The 21,807-nt window shown below is 62.0% G+C and carries 19 protein-coding genes; 8 read left to right on the top strand and 11 right to left on the bottom strand.

Annotated features, from left to right (window positions below; translation table 11 throughout):
• Positions 1 to 47: 47 nt before the first annotated feature.
• The 3 genes from AC13FW_RS02765 to AC13FW_RS02775 all read right to left on the bottom strand — a co-directional run bounded on the left by AC13FW_RS02765 (position 48) and on the right by AC13FW_RS02775 (position 5,859).
• On the bottom strand, positions 48 to 863 hold the full coding sequence (locus AC13FW_RS02765; protein WP_482988127.1) for a tetratricopeptide repeat protein: 816 nt from the start codon (positions 861 to 863) through the stop codon (positions 48 to 50).
• A 99-nt stretch (positions 864 to 962) separates the two neighbouring features.
• Positions 963 to 2,927, bottom strand: a complete 1,965-nt coding sequence (locus tag AC13FW_RS02770; RefSeq protein WP_482988128.1) for a S9 family peptidase — start codon at positions 2,925 to 2,927, stop codon at positions 963 to 965.
• A 127-nt stretch (positions 2,928 to 3,054) separates the two neighbouring features.
• Complete coding sequence (locus AC13FW_RS02775) at positions 3,055 to 5,859, bottom strand: TonB-dependent receptor plug domain-containing protein (RefSeq protein ID WP_296246024.1); 2,805 nt, start codon at positions 5,857 to 5,859, stop codon at positions 3,055 to 3,057.
• A gap of 468 nt (positions 5,860 to 6,327) precedes the next feature.
• On the opposite strand from AC13FW_RS02775, the gene apbC reads away from it, so the two are divergent.
• Positions 6,328 to 7,170 (top strand): iron-sulfur cluster carrier protein ApbC, encoded by an 843-nt coding sequence (gene apbC, locus AC13FW_RS02780; RefSeq protein WP_282266641.1) that lies wholly within the window; start codon positions 6,328 to 6,330, stop codon positions 7,168 to 7,170.
• 172 nt (positions 7,171 to 7,342) lie between these two features.
• Positions 7,343 to 7,915, top strand: coding sequence for a dCTP deaminase (gene dcd, locus AC13FW_RS02785; protein ID WP_282266583.1), 573 nt, complete (start codon positions 7,343 to 7,345; stop codon positions 7,913 to 7,915).
• Between the two features lie 72 nt (positions 7,916 to 7,987).
• Here dcd and AC13FW_RS02790 read toward each other — a convergent pair whose 3' ends face one another.
• Genes AC13FW_RS02790 through AC13FW_RS02800 form a run of 3 tightly spaced genes read right to left on the bottom strand, consistent with a single transcriptional unit; the run spans position 7,988 to position 9,266 of the window.
• Positions 7,988 to 8,155 carry a LiaI-LiaF-like domain-containing protein gene (locus AC13FW_RS02790; protein WP_089153126.1) on the bottom strand — a complete coding sequence of 56 codons (168 nt, stop codon included), beginning with the start codon at positions 8,153 to 8,155 and terminating at the stop codon, positions 7,988 to 7,990.
• A 32-nt stretch (positions 8,156 to 8,187) separates the two neighbouring features.
• The gene (locus tag AC13FW_RS02795; protein WP_313494466.1) at positions 8,188 to 8,610 is read right to left on the bottom strand and encodes an HIT family protein; all 423 of its coding nucleotides are present in this window, start codon (positions 8,608 to 8,610) and stop codon (positions 8,188 to 8,190) included.
• On the bottom strand, positions 8,607 to 9,266 hold the full coding sequence (locus AC13FW_RS02800; RefSeq protein ID WP_482988129.1) for a dienelactone hydrolase family protein: 660 nt from the start codon (positions 9,264 to 9,266) through the stop codon (positions 8,607 to 8,609). The genes AC13FW_RS02795 and AC13FW_RS02800 overlap by 4 nt, the downstream gene beginning before the upstream one ends.
• A 377-nt stretch (positions 9,267 to 9,643) precedes the next feature.
• Between AC13FW_RS02800 and rimO the strand changes: the two genes are divergently transcribed.
• Together rimO and AC13FW_RS02810 are read left to right on the top strand one after the other, a co-directional pair.
• Positions 9,644 to 11,005 carry a 30S ribosomal protein S12 methylthiotransferase RimO gene (gene rimO / locus AC13FW_RS02805; protein WP_482988130.1) on the top strand — a complete coding sequence of 454 codons (1,362 nt, stop codon included), beginning with the start codon at positions 9,644 to 9,646 and terminating at the stop codon, positions 11,003 to 11,005.
• Positions 11,002 to 11,841, top strand: a complete 840-nt coding sequence (locus AC13FW_RS02810) for a DUF3025 domain-containing protein (RefSeq protein ID WP_482988131.1) — start codon at positions 11,002 to 11,004, stop codon at positions 11,839 to 11,841. The genes rimO and AC13FW_RS02810 overlap by 4 nt, the downstream gene beginning before the upstream one ends.
• On the opposite strand, the gene greB is transcribed toward AC13FW_RS02810, so the two are convergent.
• Positions 11,828 to 12,328 (bottom strand): transcription elongation factor GreB, encoded by a 501-nt coding sequence (gene greB / locus AC13FW_RS02815; RefSeq protein WP_282266597.1) that lies wholly within the window; start codon positions 12,326 to 12,328, stop codon positions 11,828 to 11,830. The genes AC13FW_RS02810 and greB overlap by 14 nt on opposite strands.
• 103 nt (positions 12,329 to 12,431) lie before the next feature.
• Here greB and AC13FW_RS02820 point away from each other — a divergent pair, with 103 nt between their 5' ends.
• A complete protein-coding gene (locus AC13FW_RS02820) occupies positions 12,432 to 13,880 on the top strand; it encodes a rhomboid family intramembrane serine protease (RefSeq protein ID WP_296246037.1) in 1,449 nt (482 codons plus the stop codon).
• Positions 13,881 to 14,094: 214 nt separating this feature from the next.
• On the opposite strand, the gene AC13FW_RS02825 is transcribed toward AC13FW_RS02820, so the two are convergent.
• Together AC13FW_RS02825 and AC13FW_RS02830 are read right to left on the bottom strand one after the other, a co-directional pair.
• Positions 14,095 to 15,360 (bottom strand): tetratricopeptide repeat protein, encoded by a 1,266-nt coding sequence (locus AC13FW_RS02825; RefSeq protein WP_482988132.1) that lies wholly within the window; start codon positions 15,358 to 15,360, stop codon positions 14,095 to 14,097.
• 78 nt (positions 15,361 to 15,438) lie between these two features.
• Positions 15,439 to 16,944: a helicase HerA-like domain-containing protein gene (locus AC13FW_RS02830; RefSeq protein ID WP_482988133.1), complete on the bottom strand. Its 1,506-nt coding sequence runs from the start codon at positions 16,942 to 16,944 to the stop codon at positions 15,439 to 15,441.
• A gap of 123 nt (positions 16,945 to 17,067) precedes the next feature.
• On the opposite strand from AC13FW_RS02830, the gene AC13FW_RS02835 reads away from it, so the two are divergent.
• Entirely contained in the window at positions 17,068 to 18,645 is a 1,578-nt protein-coding gene (locus AC13FW_RS02835; RefSeq protein WP_282266604.1) for a transglycosylase SLT domain-containing protein, read from the top strand.
• A gap of 167 nt (positions 18,646 to 18,812) precedes the next feature.
• Here the strand turns inward: AC13FW_RS02835 and asd are convergent, their stop codons facing one another.
• Together asd and AC13FW_RS02845 are read right to left on the bottom strand one after the other, a co-directional pair.
• Complete coding sequence (gene asd / locus AC13FW_RS02840) at positions 18,813 to 19,655, bottom strand: archaetidylserine decarboxylase (protein ID WP_482988134.1); 843 nt, start codon at positions 19,653 to 19,655, stop codon at positions 18,813 to 18,815.
• Complete coding sequence (locus AC13FW_RS02845) at positions 19,652 to 20,299, bottom strand: SCO family protein (RefSeq protein WP_296246047.1); 648 nt, start codon at positions 20,297 to 20,299, stop codon at positions 19,652 to 19,654. Before AC13FW_RS02845 ends, asd begins: the two co-directional genes overlap by 4 nt.
• Positions 20,300 to 20,514: 215 nt before the next feature.
• On the opposite strand from AC13FW_RS02845, the gene prmB reads away from it, so the two are divergent.
• Positions 20,515 to 21,444: a 50S ribosomal protein L3 N(5)-glutamine methyltransferase gene (gene prmB / locus AC13FW_RS02850; RefSeq protein ID WP_482988135.1), complete on the top strand. Its 930-nt coding sequence runs from the start codon at positions 20,515 to 20,517 to the stop codon at positions 21,442 to 21,444.
• A 72-nt stretch (positions 21,445 to 21,516) separates the two neighbouring features.
• A complete protein-coding gene (locus tag AC13FW_RS02855; protein WP_482988136.1) occupies positions 21,517 to 21,807 on the top strand; it encodes a GIY-YIG nuclease family protein in 291 nt (96 codons plus the stop codon).

Here is a 21,807-nt window from a genome sequence, read left to right on the forward strand (position 1 = left end):
AACGGCCGCAAAAGCGGCCGTTGCTTTTTTCGCTCTAAGCATGGAATTCAAGGCTTTGTATTGCCGCTCTGCAGATTAGGCATTGCGTCGTCGGTAGCGGGTTCCTCGGCATCAATTTGTGGCTGCACTTTGGGTATGCGGTGCTCATTGATGCTGGGCGGAATCTGGCTGGCTGCGCCGACATTCACCGAACCAATGCGCGGCTTCATCCACACCTGATCATGCCATTGCTGATATAGCTGTGGATCCCAGTAGCGGCGGTCATAGAATTTGGAGCCCGAGATCTGCATGCCCTCTCCATCCGGACCTGGGACGTAGATGGTCAGTGCGCCAGCGGAACCCAAGCGACTGCCGGTCACACCTTGCTGGCCACGATGCAGGACGCGCGCCAAGCGGGGCGATGCCGCTTCATCACCGTAATGAGCGTAGACCTCTTGCCCCAGTTCCACCGCACGTTCACGTTCGATGTCGTCGAGTTGAGCCCAGTAGCGCTCTCGCAAACCAGCAAAACCGGCGTATCCGCGCTCCGCCGCAAGATCCATCCATGCATAGGCCAAACTGCGGTCCGCGGTTACACCTTGGCCGTTCCAAAGCATTTCGGCAACCATACCTTGGGACGGCTTGTCCGAATAATAAGCAGCACGCTTGAAGTAAGTGAAAGCCTTTTCTGGTTCGTTGTTCTTCAGTTTCTCCAGGCCCAGTAGCCGGAATCTGAGGTCTGGGTGGCTGGAAAGAAAGCCGGCAGACCTCATCAGGGGGTCCATTGTCGGGTCGGCGGGTAGCTTCTCCGTGGCGATCGTAACAGCACTGGATAATAGTGAAAGTGCCAGTACTGGCGCGGCGAGGAACAGTTTTATCTTCATGATGGCTCGGTGACAGGCGAGTCAGTGCTATAGGCGAGATTTTGTCGATGTTGATGATATCCCTGTCATCGGCAAAATCCGATGACAGGGTATCCATTTTTATTGTTTCGTGCCGATGTGGCGATCGAAGAAATTCAACATCTCGGTATAGAGTTTGAGGCGTGCTTCGTCACCATAGAAGCCATGCATTTCGCCGGACTGGATGATCATTCCTTCTGGGCGGTTACCCGCCGCAATAAGTGCTTTGTTCATTAGCTCGGTTTGCTCGGGTACGGCGCGAGCATCGCGAGCGCCGGCTGCAAGGTACACCGGAATCTTGACTTCGCTCGCCCGCAGGGCTGGGGATGCACGCTGCCAGTCAGCGCGGTCGCTACCTTGGGTGCGGCGAAGATAGCGAAGCCCGGAATCGCTTTGCGGGATGTCGCCTTTCTTGAAAAGCATGTCGATGTCGTAGACGCCGACATAGCCAAAGGCGCATTGGAACAGACCTGGCTCGCGGATCGGTGCCATCATCGACGAGTAGCCACCAAAGCTACCGCCATAAATGCAGATGCGACTCCTATCCACGTAGCCGTTGTCCAGTGCCCAGTGTGTGGCATCGAGGATATCGTTCTGAATGTTCTGGTCCCATTGGCGGTGACCTGCATTCTGGAACTCCTTGCCGTAGCCGCCTGAGCCGCGGAAGTTGACCTGCAGGGTTGCATAGCCTCGGCTGGCGAACAGCTGCGCCTCAGGGTTGAAAGCCCAATCATCGCGAGGACCAATAGGACCTCCGTGGGGATTGACAATCAACGGCAGATTCTTGCCGTCGCTGCCATTGGGGATGGTCAAGTAAGCATGAACCGTACGGCCATCTCGCGCGGTGAAGGAGAAGGGGCGAGTGGTTGCCATCTTCTTCGGGTCGAGTTGGGTCCTGCGCGACATCAGGAAGCGAGCTTTACCGGTATCCCTGTCGTACAGATATAGCTCTCCGGGGTTACTGTCGCTGTAGACCGATACGAGAATCTTCTTGCCATCATTGGTGAAACTGGAGAAACCCACCATTTGGCCGTCAAAAGCAGATGCGAGGGAGGTATAAAGCTGGGCATCCGGATGTGCTTCATCGAGCATCGTTACCGCCGGTGCCCCGGCCTCGGTGATGACGCCGATCAGCGTGTTCAGATCGGTCGACCAGATGTTTCCGGAGATTTCGGCGACGGGGTCGGAGAATAGCTGTTTGAACTCGCCACTGCTGGTGTCGAGCGTTCCGATAGCAGCTGGCGTCTTGCCATCATCCAAAGAGGCATAGACGGTTCCGCTTTCGGTGGTGCGTTCAACGGATAAGTGTTTGCCTTCGGCTTTTGAGGAGTTGATCAGTGTCCAGCTCTGCGCATCACGGCGGTAAAGTTCGGAACGCTCGGCGTACTCGCCACTTTCATCACGTGAAGAGCTGCAGACGGCAAATCGCGGCTGTTTGGTTTCGTCAAGAGTAATGCTGCAGTTTTCCTTGGGGGCTCGGCCCAAAGACGTGCGACGCCCACTGATTACGTCGACCTTGAAAAGCTCGGTCCCAACGCCTTCGCTGGACCGTGCTGAGGTCGCCTGCATGATCACGTTGTCGTCGTCGTTACGCAGGGTGTCAACCAACGAGTAACGTTCGTTGCCGATGCTCTTGGCTTGCTGGGTAGCGTCGCGCGTTCCCTGGAAGATGAGCGGTCGCGGTTGGGTGCCGTCCGCGTTCACTGCGTACCATTCTCCGATGCTGAATGGAGCGGCGTAGCCCCCCAATTTCTTGACAGCATCGAACATCAGGCGCTCTGGGCTGACCCAGTAAAAACTGCCTATGCTTTTCTTGTCGGGCAGCTGGTTGATTTTCAGTGGCTTGAGGTCAGCAGCGTTCAATACAACTAGGACGTCCTGATCGCCCTTGTCCACGGTGATTGCCAGGTAGCGGCCATCGGGTGAGATTTTTGCTGTTCCGTAGGTTGGACGGCCGATGAAGTCCTGGATGTCCTGGGCAGCAAACACTGGGGTACAGGCTGCGCCAATGGATAGGGCCAGCGTCAGGCCAATAAGTTTCTTCATTGTCAGCTCCTTGCTTTCTAGCGCGCAGTGGTGGCGCTCAGCCCCATTTTGGGGGCATATTCAATATCCTTTCAGAAAGAAGCCCGGCAGAAACCGGGCTTCTTCTTGATTCTCCAGAACTATCTGATCAGAACTTATAGTTCAGTTCAGCAGAGATCTGTCGGCCTACCGGAGAGTACGAGCGGAAGAAGTACGGGTAGGAATTGTAGGTATCGTCCGCCGGGTGCAGCTTGTCGAACACATTGAGCACTTGCAGGCCAACGGAGGCTTTGTTCGTGATCTTCTTGTTCAGGGTGAGGTTCCACACCAGGTACGGCGCAATACGGCCGGTTTCAGCCCAGTTTGGCAGCGAACCCGTACGAGTGCCGTACACAGTTGCGCTCCAGTCATCCTTGCTCCATGAAGTGGTCAGGCTGGCCTTGCTGCGGTAGTTGAAGTACTGCAGGTGGTCTCGGGTGTTGACGATATCGCCACCCGGGAAATCCTGATCTTCCAACTTGAGCACATGGGTGTACTTCATCTGGACGCCGAAACGGCCCCAACGATCAGTATCGAACTTGTAGTCCAATGCTGCGTCGATACCCGAGGTGCGGGTCATGGCTTGGTTGTACGGGATCGAGGTGAAGCCAGTGACCTTGTTCTCGCCCAGGGCGGTATCGTCGCGGGTCACCAGGCTCTTGAAGTACTGGCAAGCGGCCGAGTTGCCGTCGACGACCGAACCAGAGGTCGTAACACCCAAGCGGCAATCGGCTTCATTGCGATACAGGTAGTCGCTGTCGATGTCAGCGACTGCGCCTTCAAGCTTGATGTTGTAGTAATCCACCGTCAGCGCCAGGTCGTCGATGATGTCCCAGACGAAACCAACGGTGAACGACTTGCCGGTTTCTTCTTCCAGTTCCTTGCTGCCTTGGCGGGTAGAAAAAGCCTGGTAGTAGTAGTCGGTGTCATTCGTGCAGGCGGTGCTCTTCGGATCCAAGCCGGCCTCACGGCAGCGCAGTTGGTCGACAATGTAAGAGTACGAGCCGGATTGGCCGGCAAAGACGTAATGCATGTCGGGGGCACGGAAGCTGGTTGCGTAGTTGCCGCGCAACAGCAGGCTCTCAAACGGACGCCATTCCAGGCCAGCGGACCAAGTCGACGCACCATCAACGTTGGTCACGTCGTCGTACTTGTCGAATCGACCTGCCAAGCTGGCTTTCAGCGAATCGAAGATCGGAATGCTCAATTCAAGGCCAGCCGCATAACGGTCGCGTTCACCGCCACCGCCGGTTGCTGTGAGGTTGTAGATCTTGTCAGCTCCGGTATACGTGACGGTGGAGCGCACGTCGGGATCAAGCGTGTATTCCTGGCTTGCGGCCTCAAACACCAACGCTGCGCCCAGCGGGCCAGCTGGCAGGTCGAACAAGTCACCGCTGATGGTGAAGCTTCCGGTTGTGTTCTTGGAAGAGCCACTGTTGCGCACGTTGGTGATCAACGAGCGATACACATCAGGCGTCATCGGGCTGAACAGGCGGTCAACATCAACGTTGTAAACGCTATAGGTGCCGACGGTGCCGAGCTGCGGGCCGAGGAAATAGTCGTTGATCTTATTGGTCAAGAAACGGGGGCGGGTGGTGTCGTAGTCGAACTTGGAGTGCGAAATGCTCGCATCCCAATCAAAGCGATTGTTTGCGAACGAACCTCGCAGGCCAGCAACCACGTTGATCGAGGTTTCGTCATATGTCGTGGCCTGTGCGCCGCCAACTTCCTCTGGAGTGAAGATGCGCTGGGCCTGTACGTAGCCGAGGGTCGGGTCGTACACATAGCCAGGTGTCTGCCAGAACTGGGTGGAGCTATAGCCCTTGTTGCTGCTGTCGGTGAACAGCGCCTGGGCGTAAGCCTGGATCCCATTGCTGAAGTCATAGTTGCCAGCGATGTAGCCAGAGGTCTTGTCGTAGGCGTTCTGGATGGACTGGGTTGCCGGATAACCGAAATAACCGCAGCGATTCGGTGTGCTGTTTGACACCGAAGCAGAGGAGTTATACGGGGTGAACTCCGACGATGTGGCCGCGCAGGCCTCACGCAGGTTGGCTACCGAATTGTTCAGGCTGCCATCGTTGCCCTTCCACACATACTGAGCCCCAGTGTTTCGATACAGATAGACGCCACTGGTCGCGGTGGTGAAATCCGGTTTGCCCTTGAAGTCGGGGTTGTCGTAGTAGGAATCCATGAAATCGCGCTGCGATGCCAAGATTTCCTCACGATTGAGGTATTCCGCCGAGTAGGTGACGCTCCAGTTGTCGCCGCTCTTGCCGCCGGTGAACTGGAACAAGCCAGTATCGCCACCACCACGGGTAGTAGTACCCGCGCGGATCTTGATCGCATTCCCTTCGAAATTGGTTTTGGTAATGATGTTGACAACGCCAGCCACCGCGTCGGAACCGTAAATAGCTGACGCGCCGCCGGTCAGAACCTCGATGCGTTCGACCGCTGCGGCGGGAATGCTGCTCAGACTGACCGCGTTGGACCTGCTGTTGTACGGCTGCGGGTAGTCAGCCATGCGCTTGCCGTTGATCAGGATCAGGGTGTAGCCAGGACCCATGCCGCGCATATTCAGGAACTGGGCGTTTGGAGTGAAGCCACTCTGCGTCAATTCGTTCTGTACGTCGCCGGTCACCTGGCTTAGCGTGGTGAGTGCTTCGTAGACCGTATTGAAGCCTTCCTTCTCGATATCTGCAGCGGTAATGACGACGACCGGAGTGGGGCCTTCTACGTCGCTCTTCTTGATTCGGGAGCCTGTGACTGAAACGCGATCGAGCGTGGTGGCGCGCTGGGCACTCGGTGTCGCCGCGCCCTGATCTTGGGCGTACGAGACGGCAGGTGCAGCCAGTACTGTCAACAGTGCGACGGCCAAGGCTGAACGCTTTGCGGAAGTAATTTTGTTGATGTGCACGTGGATGAATCCCCTTGAAATTTAAAGACTTTTCCCTGTCACTGGCGTCAATTTCAGTGTGTTACAGCGCAGTGAGTAAGGTTAACGTAACATGACTTTAACGTTAATTGCGCAGTTTCCGCCGCATTTGGCAAATGATTTCACTTGCAACTTAATTGGCGTGTGTGGCTGGGGGCCTCAATGGGCGGGAGTTGCGCGGCTGGGTCAAGCGGCCAACTGGCAGGCCATGGATCCTCGTTGGCTTTCAAGGAAACAGGCATAGCCCTTCAGGGCCGGTAGAACTCAACAAAGCGGGGGCACGGTGCATATTTGCCTTGCCTTGCCTTGCCTTGCCATGCGGGCGCTGAGTTTGTCAGGGATGCGGACTCATAGTTGCTTACGCTGAAACAGCGTAAGAAAGAGACAGCTCAGTACCTCGCGCTATAGTTCGCATCTGAAATAAAGCAGAGGTTGCAAGTGAGTAGGTCGATTTCGCTGGGCGGCGCCCACAAGGTGCAGAAGGGGCTCTCCCCCCATTCACGTATCCGCAATGTCATTGCGGTTGGCTCGGGCAAAGGTGGGGTAGGCAAGTCCACGACCGCGGTGAACCTTGCGTTGGCGCTGAAAGCGCTGGGCGCCAAGGTCGGAGTGCTGGACGCCGATATCTACGGCCCCAGCGTGCCGGCCATGCTGGGCCTGAGCGGGCGGCCGGAGAGCCCGGACAACAAGTCCATCGAGCCGCTGCGGGCGTTCGGGGTCGAGGCGATGTCGATCGGTTTCCTGATCGAGCCGGACTCCCCGATGATCTGGCGTGGTCCGATGGCCACTTCCGCGCTGACCCAGCTGTTCAACGACACGCTGTGGGGCGACCTGGACTTCCTGCTGATCGATCTGCCGCCGGGTACCGGCGATATCCAGCTGACGCTGTCGCAGAAAATCCCGGTGGCCGGCGCGGTGATCGTTACCACGCCGCAGGACATTGCCACGCTGGATGCACGCAAGGCTTTGAATATGTTCGAAAAGGTCGAGGTGCCGGTGCTGGGTATCGTCGAGAACATGGCCATGCACACCTGCAGCAGCTGCGGTCATGTCGAGCACCTGTTTGGCGAAGGTGGCGGCCAGCGCATGGCCGAGCAGTACGGGGTGCCGTTGTTGGGCTCGCTGCCGCTGGACATCGGCATCCGCGAGCAGGGTGATGTGGGTGCGCCTATCGTGGTTGCGCAGCCCGATTCGGCCGCGGCGAAGGCCTATATGTCGGCGGCGCAGCGGATGGCGGAAGAATTGGCCAAGCGCCCACGCGCCAGCATTCCGATCCTGTCCTCGTTGATCTGAGGCAGTCGCCAGCTCGGTAGCAAGCAAGGCCCGCTCAGCGGGCCTTGCCTTATATAGAGTGTGCAGAAGTTGCTGGCAGGCGATTGCTTGCCGGCTCCTGGCCGGCTCTAGGCTAGAATCGACCACCCCCGGCCGCAGGTATGCTGCGGCACAACGTGAACAGGATCACTGAATGAGCATCAAGAGCGACCGTTGGATCCGCCAAATGTCCGAACAGCACGGCATGATCGCGCCGTACGAAGCCGGCCAGGTCAAGCAGGTGGATGGCCAGCGCATCGTCAGTTACGGCACCTCCAGCTATGGCTACGACGTGCGTTGCTCGCGTGAGTTCAAGGTGTTCACCAACATCAACTCGACCATCGTCGACCCCAAGCACTTCGACCCGAAGAGCTTCGTCGACATCGAGGCCGATGAGTGCATCATCCCGCCGAACTCGTTCGCGCTGGCACGCACGGTGGAATTCTTCCGCATCCCGCGCGACACCCTGGTGGTGTGCCTTGGCAAGAGCACCTATGCGCGCTGCGGCATCATCGTCAACGTGACCCCGCTGGAGCCGGAATGGGAAGGCCACGTGACGCTGGAGTTCTCCAACACCACGCCGCTGCCGGCGCGCATCTATGCCAACGAAGGCGTGGCGCAGATGCTGTTCTTCCAGGCCGACAAGGACGATATCTGCGAGACCTCGTACAAGGATCGTGGTGGCAAGTACCAGGGCCAGACCGGCGTTACTCTGCCGCGCACCTGAGTGCGGTCTGGGCTGGAATGGAAAAGGCGCCTTTCGGCGCCTTTTTCTGTATGCAGGATCCGTCGGAGCGGCTTATTTGCCGCGTCCGAACAACATGCCGATACCGACAGCCACCAGGATGGCAGGCCACCAGGTGGCGAGCATGCTGCCGATGTTGCCGTTGATCCAGCCGAGGTTCTTGGCCAGGAAGAACAGGCCAACGATGATCAGGATCAGGGCGGCGATCAGATTGGAGCGCATCGGTTTGCGGAGTCCGTAAAGGGGGAAGGTTCTTATCGTAGCCGTTGGCGCCAGATTTCGACACGTTGGGCCAGCACCTCCGGATCGAAACGCTGTGCCTTGCCGCTGCCCCAGACCGGGCCCGGCCACGCGGCGTCGTTCTCGTTGCGGCCGATCAGATGCACGTGCAGCTGGCGCACGATATTGCCGAGCGCACCGATGTTGATCTTGCTGACATTGGGCTTGTGCTTGAGGTGCTGGGAGATCTGGTTGATCTCGGCCAGCAGCAGGCGTTGCTGGGCACCGTCCAGGTCGATCCACTCGCTGGCATTGGGCACGCGCGGTACCAGCACGACCCAGGGGAAGCGGTCGTCGTTCATCAAGCGGATCTGCGACAGGGGGCCATCGGCAATCAATACGCTGTCGGCGGCAAGGCGGGTATCAAGTACGAAATCGGACGTCACAGCTTCGGTCATCGCAGGTTCTCGCTGAAGAAGGCCAAGGTGCGTTCGCGCGCCAGATCGGCGCTGGCTGGGTGGTAGTGCATGCCGACCTCGCGGTTGAAGGCGTGGTCGGCTGGATAGACATATACAGGCAAGTCGGGTTGCTTTTCACGGTGCGCTGCAACGGCGGCGGCCGGGATCGAGGCGTCCTGGTCGCCAAAGTGGAAGATGGCCGGGGCTTTGAACGCTGTATCCAGGAACGGCACGTTGCGCGCGCCGTAGTAGCTGGCCGAAGGCAGGCCCAGCCGTTGCGCGGCCAACATGGCGATGGTGCCGCCCCAGCAATAGCCGACCGTGCCGACCTTGCCGTACGGCGCCAAAGCCTTTGCGGCGGCTTCGACCACGGTTACCGCGCGGTCCACGCCCAGCTCGTCGACCAGCGCCTTGCCGCGGCTGACGCCGGCTGCGTCATAGTCCAGCTGCAGGTCCGGTTCGATCAGGTCGAAGAAGGAGGGCGCCAGCACCGCATAGCCCTCGGCGGCGTACTGCTCGGCGACATGGCGGATATGCGCATTGGCGCCGAAGATTTCCTGTATGACCACCAGACCGGCGCGTGGGCTGCCGGAGGGCAGGGCCTGCCAGGCGCGGACCGGGCCGATTGGGGTGGGGAGGGTGATCCAGTTGGGCATGGGGGAGGCTCCAAGGTGTTGGGTTGGCTACCTTCTCCCGCTTGCGGGGGAAGGTGCCCGAAGGGCGGATGGGGGGAGCTTTTGGAGCGTGAGGTCTGCTTGCTAGAAGCTTCCCCTCACCCCAACCCCCGCTCCGCGCCCCGCCCCTTGCGCTGGCGCAAGGGCGTTCAACAGGGCACGAACCGGTGGTTCGTAAGCGCCCCCTCTTTCACCCCGCAAGCGGGAGAGGGGCTCTAGTTAGTTGTTGCCAAGATGAGACTGATTATCAGCTCTCTCGCGTATTAAGCCAGCCGCAGGGCGTCGCGCCTTCGGCCCGGTATACTGCCCGGCTTTCCGGCCTCGCTGCCATTCCGGCCCGGCCCCAGGATTTCCAGATCATGTCCCAGCTGAACCCCAAAGTCGGCTTCGTCAGCCTTGGCTGCCCGAAGGCCCTAGTCGATTCCGAGCGCATCCTCACCCAGCTGCGGGTGGAGGGCTATAGCATCGTGCCGTCCTACGACTCGGCCGACGTGGTGGTGGTCAATACCTGTGGCTTCATCGACTCGGCCGTGGCTGAATCGCTGGATGCGATCGGCGAGGCGATGAACGAGAACGGCAAGGTCATCGTCACCGGTTGCCTGGGCAAGAAGGGCGACATGATCCGCGAGCATTACCCGGACGTGCTGTCGGTGTCCGGTCCGCAGGACTACACCACGGTGATGGAGGCGGTGCATGCCGCGCTGCCGCCCAAGCACGACCCGTTCGTCGACCTGGTGCCGGACTACGGCATCAAACTGACCCCGCGCCACTACGCTTACCTGAAGATTTCCGAAGGCTGCAACCACCGTTGCAGCTTCTGCATCATTCCCTCGATGCGTGGCGATCTGGTATCGCGCCCGGTTGATGAGGTGCTGCGTGAGGCCGAGCGCCTGGTCAAGGGCGGCGTGCGTGAGCTGTTGGTGGTGTCGCAGGACACCTCGGCGTACGGCGTGGACCGCAAGTACGCGCCGGGTACCTGGCGCGGCAAGGAGTACGCCACGCGCATGAAGGCGCTGTGCGAAGGCCTGTCCGAGCTCGATGCCTGGACCCGCCTGCACTACGTCTATCCGTACCCGCACGTCGACGACGTGGTGCCGTTGATGGCCGAGGGCAAGATCCTGCCGTACCTGGATATTCCGTTCCAGCATGCAAGCCCGCGCATCCTCAAGCTGATGAAGCGTCCAGGTGCAGTGGACAAGACCCTGGAGCGCGTGCTGCGCTGGCGCGAGATCGCACCACAGATCACAGTGCGTTCGACCTTCATTGTCGGCTTCCCGGGCGAAACCGATGCCGAGTTCGAGCAGCTGCTCGATTTCCTCGACACCGCCCAGCTCGACCGCGTCGGCGCCTTCGCCTACTCGCCGGTGGAAGGTGCAACCGCCAACCAGCTGCCGGACCCGGTGCCTGAAGAAGTGAAGCAGGAGCGTCTTGCCCGTTTCATGGAAAAGCAGGCCGCCATTTCCGCCGCCAAGCTCGAAGCCAAGATCGGCAGCGTGCAGCAATGCCTGGTCGACGCCATCGAAGACGGCATCGCCGTGGCCCGCTCCAAGGCCGATGCGCCGGAAATCGACGGTCTGGTGCATATCCAGAACGCCACTGAAGCCAAATTGCGCGTGGGCGAGTTCGTCAACGTCGAGATCACCGACAGCGACGAGCACGATCTGTTCGGCGATGCGCTGATCGAAACCAAGGCGGCACCGTTCGACCTCAAGGTGCTGTGACCACCGCAGCGGCCGCAAACGATGCCGGCGTGGGCCGGCGTCGTTTTGTAGCGCCATTGCGCGGGCAGGTTGAATCGCAGTGCTTTGATCATCCGCTGTTCGCGGACTTCCGTGATTTCGAGGCGTTGATGCGGGCTTCCGATTGGCCGGGCATCGATGCACTCACTGTGCAGTTGCCCGTGCAAGGCAAGCGCTTTGTCGCCCAGGACGATGCGTTGCTGGCTGACGGCCTGCACTACGAGCAACGTATTGCACAGGGCCGTATCGCCACCCGCGAGCAGAACTGGCATGACCTTTTCAACGCGATGGTGTGGGCACGTCACTTCGCGATCAAACGCGCGCTCAACGCGCAGCAGTGCCGGCATATCGCAGTGATGGGGGCAGGCCAGCGCAATCGCGCGCAGGCTGCATTGACCCAGTTCGATGAAACCGGGCTGATCGTGCGTGCGCGCGATGCGGGCGTGCTGGCGGCATGGGATCGGCATGACTGGTCAGCGCTGTTCAATCCGGATGGGTGGCACGCAGGCGATATCGCGGTCTGCGCGGTGATTGGCCATGCGCTGATGGAGCAGGCGTTGCTGCCCGAACGCCTTCTCGTCGGAAAGTGCCTGGTGGTCGTTGGCGATGACGACGTGGCCTGCGTTGCCGCAGTGGCTGCAGCAATCGAAGACGCCAGTTTGCTTGCGGACCCCGCCGAGCTGCGTCCACTGCCGCTGGCCGGCATCCCCGGTTGGCATGCGCCCCAAGATGCGGTCTTTTACCAATTGACTGACTACTTCCGTCCGTTACGCGAAGGTCGCGCCTATCCGGTGCCGCTCAGGCTCAGCCGTAGTTGACGTCGATGATCGCGAAGCGGGTCAGGCCGCTCGGCAGCTCCACCGCGAACTCATCGTCGATGCGCTTTTTCAGCAATGCCCGCGCCAATGGCGAATCGATGCTGATCCAACCAGCCGGTGCATCGGTCTCATCGGGACCGACGATCCGGTAGATGACGGTCTGCCCGGAATCGACATTCTCCAGCTCCACCGTCGCGCCGAAGAACACGGCTTCCGGATCGCTGGGTGTGGTGTCGACCACGCGCAGGGCTTCCAGTCGCTTGCTCAGATAGCGCACGCGGCGGTCGATTTCACCCAGCTGCTTCTTGCGGTAGGTGTACTCGGCGTTCTCCGAGCGATCACCTTCGGCGGCTGCGGCTGCCAGCGCCTTGACCACTTCCGGCCGACGTTGCCGCCACAATTCATCCAGCTCGGCCTTGAGCCGGGCATGGCCCTGGGCGGTGATCAGGGCGGTGCTTTTTTCTGCGGGGGGACGCCAGCGGCTCATTGCGGTCATGCGTTGCGTGGATGCCGGCATGGTAGCTGGGCTTGCTTGCGCAAGGCCAATCCATGGCTGAAGCTCTGCGTTCTCTGACAAGGAAGTCCGGTCGATGTTGATCCTGCCGCTGCACAAACCGCTGAACCTGAGCACGCTGCCCTTGGTAACCGTGTTGTTGGTGCTGATCAATATCTACGTGTTTTTCGCCTGGCAGGCTGGTGATGAGCAGAAGGTGCAGGCGGCGCAGGACTGGTACCAGCAGTCCGGGCTTGCCGAATACGAGCTGCCCGTCTACGAGAAGCATCTGCGTATGACTGCGCAGGGCGATGCCTTGGCCGAACTGGAATCAATTCCGGCAGGGCAGCGGGGCCGCTACGTTGGCATGGCGACGTTGAGCGATGTTGCGTTCCAGCGAGCGCTGGAGAGCGGTGGCCTGTTCGAGTCGGAAGACGAACAGGCGGCATGGGCGCCATTGCGCCGCGAGTACCAGGCGCAGCTGGACCAGGTATTCACCCTGCGACATATCCTGCGCAGTTCGGAATGGTCGCCGCGGCGATTGCTGTCAGCCGCCTTCCTGCACGGCAGCGTGATGCATCTGCTGGGCAACATGCTGTTCCTGGTGGTACTCGGCCTGTTGCTGGAAGGCGCGCTCGGGGGCTGGCGCTTTCTCGGCCTGTATCTGTTGGGGGCGATGGGTTCCAGTGTGGCCAGCGTGTTGTGGCGCTGGGGCGAAGTCGGCGGTGGGCTGGGCGCATCCGGTGCGATCGCAGCGGTGATGGGGGCGTTCTGCGTGGTCTGGGGAATGCGCCCGGTGCGCTTCTTCTACTGGTTCGGGGTGATCTTCGACTATGTGCGCGCGCCGGCGATATGGCTGTTGCCGTTGTGGTTGGGCTGGGAGGTGTTCAACCTGCTGACCAATGATGAAGCAGGCATTGGCTTCGACGCGCACGCTGGTGGGCTGATCTGCGGTGCGTTGCTGGGTGGCGTGCTGGTGCTGGGCCGGCAGACCCGCGAGGACTATATGGCGGACGACAGCGAGGTGGCGGTCGACGATCAGCGTTGGGAGCAGGCCCAGTACTACATGGGTCGTCTTGAAAATGCGGCTGCCGAGCGCGTGTTGAGTGCACTGGCGGTCGAACAACCACAACGGTTGGATATTGCGCTGGCGCGCTACCGGGTGGCTGCCAATGCCGGCAATAGCGCCGAGATGCGGGCGCGTGCTGCCGATGTATTGCGGCTGGATGCGGATGATGCGTCAGCCCTCGCCGCACAGCGCGGAATCGTGAAGCATCTGCTGGCCGATGGCGGGGTTGCCGAGCTTGCGCAGCCAGCGTTCGAGTGCTGCCTCAAGGCCGGCTGGCTGCAGGAAGCCGAGGCAGTGTGGGAGCAGGCCATTCAACTGGCCGCCGAGATGCAGGCGCAGGGTTGGTTGCGGCTGGCATTGCGGCACGGCGAGGCCCATGCGCATGCGCAGCGCCGGCGCTTGCTGGAGCTGCTGCAGCAGCGCTTCTCCACCACGCCACAAGCTGGCAAGGCCCGGTTCCTGCTGGAGAACGAATAAGCGACCTGCAGGGTTCGTTTTCCGGGCGGAACGGCGTGTGGCAGGTGTCTGCCGCTGCGAGCCCGCGCGGCGGCTCCGCCCGTAGCCCGGGTAAGCGCAGCGCACCCGGGAGGCAAGGGGGCCAGGAACACCTGGTCAGTCGCCATCGATCCCGGCTGCGCTGTGAGTATCCGGGCTACGGTCGCTGCATTAGGTGGCGCGATTACGCGGTGTTTCAGGCTGGACTGGTCTGCAGTGCCCGCTTGGCGGCCTCGAGCTTGCGGCGTTGCTCATCGTCTTCGCAGCGTTGCAGCGCATCTTCGATCAGTTGCAGTGCTTCGGCATCGCGGTTGTAACGTTCGCCCAGCAACAAGGCGGCCTGCAAGGCCCACTGTGGTGCATCAGGTTCGCGCGGCCATGCCTTGAACATCGCGCGCAAGGTATCCATCTGCAGTTGCAGCTGGCCGCCGAGGCGGGCGCGTTCGGCCAGATGCGCTGCCTGCTGCGGCTCGGCAGGGGTAAAGTCCGGGTCGACCTCGAGCATGTCACGCAACACGTTCATCGCCTCGCGCTCCTGCTTCTCGATCAGCAGGCGGCTGATGTACTGGCGGGCATGGTCGCGCAAAGCATCCGATGCGCCTTTGCGGCGAAGCAGGCGCTGGTACAGCTCGTGTACCGGCAGGCTGACCGCACGCGAGCGCACTGAGCCGCGTAGCGCATCCAGCGCGGCATCCGGGTGACCTTCGCGGATGAAGTGTTCGGCTTCATCCAGCAGTTTCTGGTCCGGGTCATGCCGTGCAAAGGCGTCGTGTGTACCTTCCGGTTCGAAGCCCAGCGCATCGTGGTACTGGTAGACCAGATAGCCGAGCAGATGGAAGGCGCTGAACAAGCCCCAGATGCTGAAGAGGTTGAGCACCAGCTCGCCAACGACCGGCGGCATGAAGGTGTGCAGCCATTGGCCAGCGGTCAATGCGCTGGCCTGGATGACGAACAGCAGCAGGAAGGCGGCCAGGTAGGGCCAGCCGATGCGGAAGGCGATGGTGATCGAAGTGACTGGATTGGCAGCGTGGCGCAGGCTGCCATCCATCGCCAGCGAGATCACGCAGCCGGGTTGCAGCAGGACGACCGCGCCGAGTGTCAGCAGGCCGATCACGGGGCCGGTGAAGATCGTCACCGTCACCACGAAGATACCCATCAATATCATCAACCCCAATAGCCGGATGACGGTGCCATCGCTGCTGTTGAGGGTGTTCTCCGGCGAGGCCATGCGTCCGTTTGCGGTTTCGCGCAGGATCTCGAAGGCGTAGCGGTAGATCGCCACCCAGGTGACGATGCCAAGCAGCCAGCCAATGGCTGGCAGCCAGGTCAGCAAGGTGCATAGCGTGAGTGCGATCAGCGAATACAGTGCCGGACCACGCACAGGATAGAGCGTGATCGCAGGCAGTCGTTGCCAGAACGGTTGTAGGCGTTGCGCATTCGCGCCACGCTTGCGGTCTTCCATGACATTCCCCCGTGAGTCAGGGGCTGATTGTGACTGCTGCGACAGCGGGCCGGCAATGGGCCGGCCCGGTTGGGACACTCAGCGCTTGCCGCCGAAGATGCTGCCCAGGATGCCGCGTACGATCTGGTTGCCCAGCTTGGTGCCGACGGTGCGGGTGGTCTGCTTGGCCATGGTTTCGATCATGCCCTGGCGGCGCTTGGTGCCGAAGATGGCGTCCTTGATGCTTTGGCCGAAGCCGCCTTCCTGTTCTTCATCCTGCTGGCGGGTGCGTGCGGCCGGGGCCTGTGCCTGTGCGCTCGCTTTCTCCGCGCGCTGTGCCAGCAGCTCCGCTGCGGATTCGCGATTGACGGCTGTGTCGTAACGGGTGCCGACCGGGCTGCCTGCGCGTACCTGGCTGCGTTCGGCGTCGGTGATCGAGCCCATCCGGCAGCGCGGCGGTGCGATCAGGGTCTTCTGCACCGGCGAGGGAATGCCCTTGTCCTGCAGCGTGGACACCAGTGCTTCGCCGGTGCCCAGCTGCGACAAGGTGGCGACCACGTCGAGCTTGGGGTTCTGCACGAAGGTCTCGGCCGCCGTCTTGACCGCCTTCTGGTCACGCGGGGTGAAGGCGCGCAGTGCGTGCTGCACGCGGTTGCCGAGCTGGCCAAGGATGTTGCCGGGCACGTCATCCGGGAACTGCGAGCAGAAATACACGCCCACGCCCTTGGAGCGGATCAGGCGCACCACCTGCTCGATACGCTGCACCAATGCCGGTGGCGCATCGTCGAACAACAGGTGGGCTTCGTCGAAGATGAAGACCAGCTTGGGTTTCTCCAGGTCGCCCACTTCCGGCAGCTGCTCGAACAGCTCGGACAGCAGCCACAGCAGGAAGGTGGAATACAGGCGCGGCTTGAGGATCAGCTGCGCGGCGGCAAGGATGCCGACCACGCCACGGCCGTCATGGTTGACCCGCATGATGTCGGCCAGCTCCAGTGCCGGCTCGCCGAAGAAGGCTTCGCCGCCGTCCTGCGACAGGCGCAGCAGCGAGCGCTGGATGGCCGCCACCGACTGCGCGCTGACCAGACCGTATTCGGTGGAGATGTCCTTGCGCTCCTCGGCCACCAGGCCGAGCAGGGCGCGCAGGTCATCCAGGTCCAGCAACAGCAGGCCGCGGTCGTCGGCCAGCTTGAAGACGATGTCGAGCACGCCGGACTGGGTGTCGTTGAGTTCGAGGATGCGGGCCAGCAGGGTGGGGCCCATCTCGCTGACGGTGGTGCGCACCGGATGGCCGAGCTTGCCGTACAGGTCCCAGAACACCACCGGGCTGGCAGCCGGGGCGAAGCCGTCGACGCCAATCTCGGCGGCGCGCTGGGCCAGCTTCTCGCCGCCTTCGCCGGCAACTGCAAGGCCAGCCACGTCGCCTTTCACGTCGGCCATGAACACCGGCACGCCCAGTCGCGAGAAACCCTCGGCCAGCGTCATCAAGGTCACCGTCTTGCCGGTACCGGTGGCGCCTGCCACCAGGCCGTGACGGTTGCCGAAGCGCGGAAGCAGGGTGACGGCGATGTCGTCGGTGACGCCTTTGCCGAGCAGGATCGGGTCCATGGAGGCACTCATTGATGAATGAAGGAAGGATTCTAACGGCCGACTGTATCGCGGCGGTGGCAATGTTGCCCCCGGGTCTGTCCGCCAGCTACCCTGCCTCACCTTTGTCATGCAGTGCTGCTGATGCCCGTATCCCTGTTTTCTGCCCGTGCCTGGTCGATGTTGGTTGCGACTTCGCTGTTGACCGTGGTTCCGGCCGCCCAGGCGATCTCCGCCCGTGACAAGGTCAAGGTTGATGCCATCGAGGCGCGGATGACGGCGGCCGAGAAGCGCTACAGCGATGCCTTGGTGCTGGTTGCCAATGCTGACCCCAAGGGCACGGCCGAGGGCGACGCCGCGCTGGAAGACATGGAAGATGTGATCAGCGCCTGCATTGCACAGAAGGGCTGCCAGGTCAGCAATCTGCTGGCGACCTATAAACGCCTGCTCAAGCAGCGGACCGATGCCAACGGCGAGGCGCAGGAGGAGGACGGTGGCCCATTGGAGGCCGATCCGGACCACATCGCGCCGCTGGTGGCCGATGTGCCCGAAGCCGCGCGCGCAGCTGCATTGCTCAATGACCACCGGCATGCCTTCGACGACATGGTTGAATACAACCCGGCGATCCAGGCCGGCATCCGCCGCTGGCTCACCGATATGCGTCCCTCGCTGCTGACCAGCTACGAGAACTACATGAACCTGCGCGGGATCATGTGGCCGGAGTGGGAGAAGGATGGCCTGCCCGAAGCGCTGCTGTTCGGCATCATGGCCAAGGAATCCAATGGCCGCGTGCATGCATCCTCGCGTGTGGGCGCGGCGGGGCTGATGCAGTTCATGCCGGCTACCGGCCGCCGTTTCGGGCTGGGCCCGGATGGCACCGGTTTCGATACCCGCTTTGATCCGCGCAGCGCTGCCAGTGCCAGCGCCGATTACATGAATGAGCGCATGCGTGGGCTCAACAAGAACATTGAGTACGCATTGGCTGCCTACAACGGTGGCGAAGGCCGTGCCGCGCGCATCTACCGCGAAACCGGCGGGCAGAGCTTCTGGACCGATACCTCGTACAACCAATTCCCGGGCGAGACCAAGGATTACGTGCCGATGGTGATCGCCGCGGCATGGATCTTCCTGCACCCGCAGCAGTACGGCGTGGAGTTCCCCAAGCTCAATGCACAGCCGGCGACGCTGCGCCTGGCCAAGTCGACCACCATTTACGAGCTGACCATCTGCCTGGGCAGCACCGGTACCCGCGACGGTTACATGCGTGCGCTGCGCAACCTCAACCCGCGTTACGAGGCCGATGGCTGGATTCCGGGCGGCACCACCATCAATGTCACCACCCGCATTGCTGGCTTGTACAACCGCTACTGCGTCAGCGGCCCGCGCGCCGACCTGGCCCGTGCGCTGATCACGGCCGATCTGAATGCGGCGATCAAGCGGCCATCGGCGGCGACGGTTACCGGTAGCGTCGCGGTAGGCGATGTACAGGCGATGCAGGCAGCGCAGGCGGCTGCACCTGTTGTCGCACCGCCACCGCGTCCGGCAGCACCGGCGCGACGGGCAGCGCGCAGCTACAAGGTTGTCCGCGGTGACACGCTGGGCGCCATCGCCAACCGCTTCCAATGCGAAGTGCCGGCATTGGCGCGCGCCAATGGCCTGCGCGCGCCGGCTTACGCGCTCAAGCCCGGGCAAAGCCTGAAGCTGGAAGGCTGCGGTCGTTGAAACAGAAAGGGCGCCGAGAGGCGCCCTTCATGCATGTGCTGGTGGTGCTTTTGTGGGAGCGGCGTCAGCCGCGAAGCAGATAGATCCCCAGATTGCAGAAGCGTTGACCACTGAAGCTGTCCCAGCTTCGCGGCTTACGCCGCTCCCACATTGCTGGGCCGATGCTCTCAGCGCAGCTTCGCCAGCGCCTGGCCCAGCTGCACCGGGCTCTCGGCCGTCAGCGAGGGATCAAAATCGGCAACGCCGGGCGGCAGCAGCACGATCACCGTCGAGCCGTAATTGAAGCGTGCCATCTCGGCGAAGCGTTCCAGGGTGATGCCCTTGCCGCGCCAGTCCTTGCGGGTGATGCGGTCGCCGTAGGCGGGGATTTCCTCGCCGCTCCATACCGTCTCCACGCCGCTGACCAGCAGCGCGCCAACCATCACCTGCACCATCGGCCCGAAATCGGTGTCGAAGTGGCAGACCAGTCGCTCGTTGCGGGCAAACAGGCGCGGCACATTGGCCACCGCATCGGTGCCCACGCTGAACAGCCGGCCGGGCACGTGCACGGTCTCGCGCAGGGTGCCGGTCCACGGCATGTGCACGCGGTGGTAGTCGCGCGGCGATAGGTACACGGTGGCGTACAGGCCGTTGTTGAACGGGGCCGCGTCGGCGGCGTCGCCCAGTAGCTCGGCGGCGGTGAACGACTGGCCCTTGGCCTGGAAGATGCGGCCATCCTCGATAGGGCCAAGCTGGCTGATACGGCCATCGGCCGGCATGGTCAGGGTGCGTGGGTCGGCCGCGGCCACGCGTGCGCCGGGCTTCAGCGCACGGGTGAAGAAGGCGTTGAAGCTGGGGTAGCTGCGCGGGTCGGGATTGGCGGCTTCGGCCAGATTGACGTTGAACTTGCTCGATACCGTGTCGATCAGCCAGCGCGAGATGCGCGGGTTCTGCGAATAGGCCAGCGAGCGGGCCATCGACGACAACAGGCGGTGCGGCAATACATAGGTGAGGCTTGTAACCAGACTCATGGTGCGGTTTTCTCGGTGAGCTTCTTCAGGTCGCTGGCAATCGCCTGCGGGTTGAACGGGGGGCGCATCAGGCCGGCCAGCCGACCCTGCGGGTCGAGCACGGCGATGCTGGCGGAGTGGTCCATGCTGTAGTCGTCCGGGTTCTGCTCGAAGTGCTTGCCCGGCGCCTTCTGGAACACCATGCCCAGCGAGGTGGCAAAACGCTCCAGCGACGGCACGTCGGCGGTGGCGGCAATGGTGTCCTTGTGGAAGGCATGGGCGTACTCGCCCAGGCGGTTCGGGGTATCACGCTCGGGGTCCACCGAAACCAGCACCACGCGCGGGCGCAGGCTATCGGGGATGGTTTCCCATTGTTTCTGGGCTTGGGCGAGCTCGGTCAGGGTGGTTGGGCAGACATCCGGGCAGGAGGTGAAACCCAGGAACACCAGGGTCCAATGGCCGCGCAGCTCGCCCGGGATCAGGCGGGTGCCGTCGGACTGGGCCAGGTCGAATTCCGGCAGGGTGCGCGGGGTGCCATAGAAAATGATGCTGCTGGTGCCGTCCGTGCCCTTGTTGGAGGGGCCGAAGACCTTCTGCGCCAGCAGCAGGCCGAGGCCGGCGGCCAGGGCGATGGCCAGGATGATGCCGGTATTTCGATTGAACATGCGCGCGGGCTTCCGTTCGGATACGGCGGCGGGACGGGAGGTCCGCCGCGGGCGGGATACGGGAGTGTAGGGGATTGCAGGCGTACACCCCGGCCGTTTGGCGGGCGTTTGCACCCCTTTGGAGGGCCATTGCCGAAGTTTCGGCTGCAACTTGGCAATCAATATACCGGCCAGGTGCCTATAATCGCAGACCTTTCAAGTATTTCCGTATTGCCATGACTGCCGAAGCGGCCGCTGAACTCCAAACGATCGTCGATCTGATCCGCTACGGCGCAAGCCGTTTCAATGCTGCTGGCCTGACCTTCGGCCACAGCTATGACAATGCCCTGGACGAGGCGACCCAGCTGACCCTGCACAGCCTGCACCTGCCGCCGGACCTCGGCCCGGCCTATGGCACGGCGCGGGTGCTGCTGGAAGAGCGGCAGCAGGTGCTGGCGCTGTTCCAGCGCCGCATCGACGAGCGCCAGCCGGCAGCCTACCTGACCGGTGAGGCCTGGTTTGCGGGCTTGAGCTTCAAGAGCGACTCGCGCGCACTGGTGCCGCGCTCGCCGATCGCCGAGCTGATCCTCAGCGGCTTCGAGCCGTGGCTGGCCGGTCGCGACGTCAGCCGCGCGCTGGACCTGTGCACTGGCTCGGGCTGCATCGCCATTGCGATGGGCCATTACTACCCGAACTGGCAGGTGGACGGCAGCGACGTCAACGACGCCGCGCTGTCGCTGGCGGTGGAGAACAAGGAACGCCTGCTCGCCCACAACGTGGAGCTGGTCAAGAGCGACCTGTTCGCCGGCCTGCAGGGTCGCGTCTACGACCTGATCGTCACCAATCCGCCGTACGTCACCAATGACGAGACCGACGCCCTGCCGAAGGAATACCAGCACGAGCCGGACCTGGCCCTGCGTGCAGGCGATGACGGCCTGGACCTGGTGCTGAAGATCCTGCGCGACGCGCCCGACCATCTGACCGAAGACGGCCTGTTGATCTGCGAAGTAGGCGATTCCGAGCAGCACCTGATCAAGCTGCTGCCGGAGGTCTACATGTCCTGGATCGAGTTCAAGGTCGGGCAGATGGGCATCTTCGCTGTCGAAGCGGCTGAACTGCGTGTGCACCACGCGCGCATCGCCGAGTTGGCAGCTGCTCGGGCGTGATGCGCTCTGCTCTTGTTTTGGCGCGTCATCCCCGCGAAGGCGGGGATCGCTCTGGCTCTTGAGCGAGAGTGAATGAAACAACCCGCCGTCTATCTTCTGGCATCGAAGAAACACGGCACGCTCTACATCGGCGTCACCAGCAACCTGGTGGCGCGGACCTGGCAACACCGGCAGCATGTGGTTGATGGTTTTACCAAGCGCTACAACGTGGACAAGCTGGTCTGGTACGAGCTTCACGGGTGCATGGAAGCGGCGATTCTTCGCGAGAAGCAGCTGAAGAAGTGGAACCGGGAGTGGAAGTTGCGGTTGGTGGAAGAGGTGAATCCCGAGTGGCGGGATTTGTGGGAAGAGATAATTGGGTAG

This window comes from Stenotrophomonas sp. 21LCFQ19 (assembly GCF_056861425.1).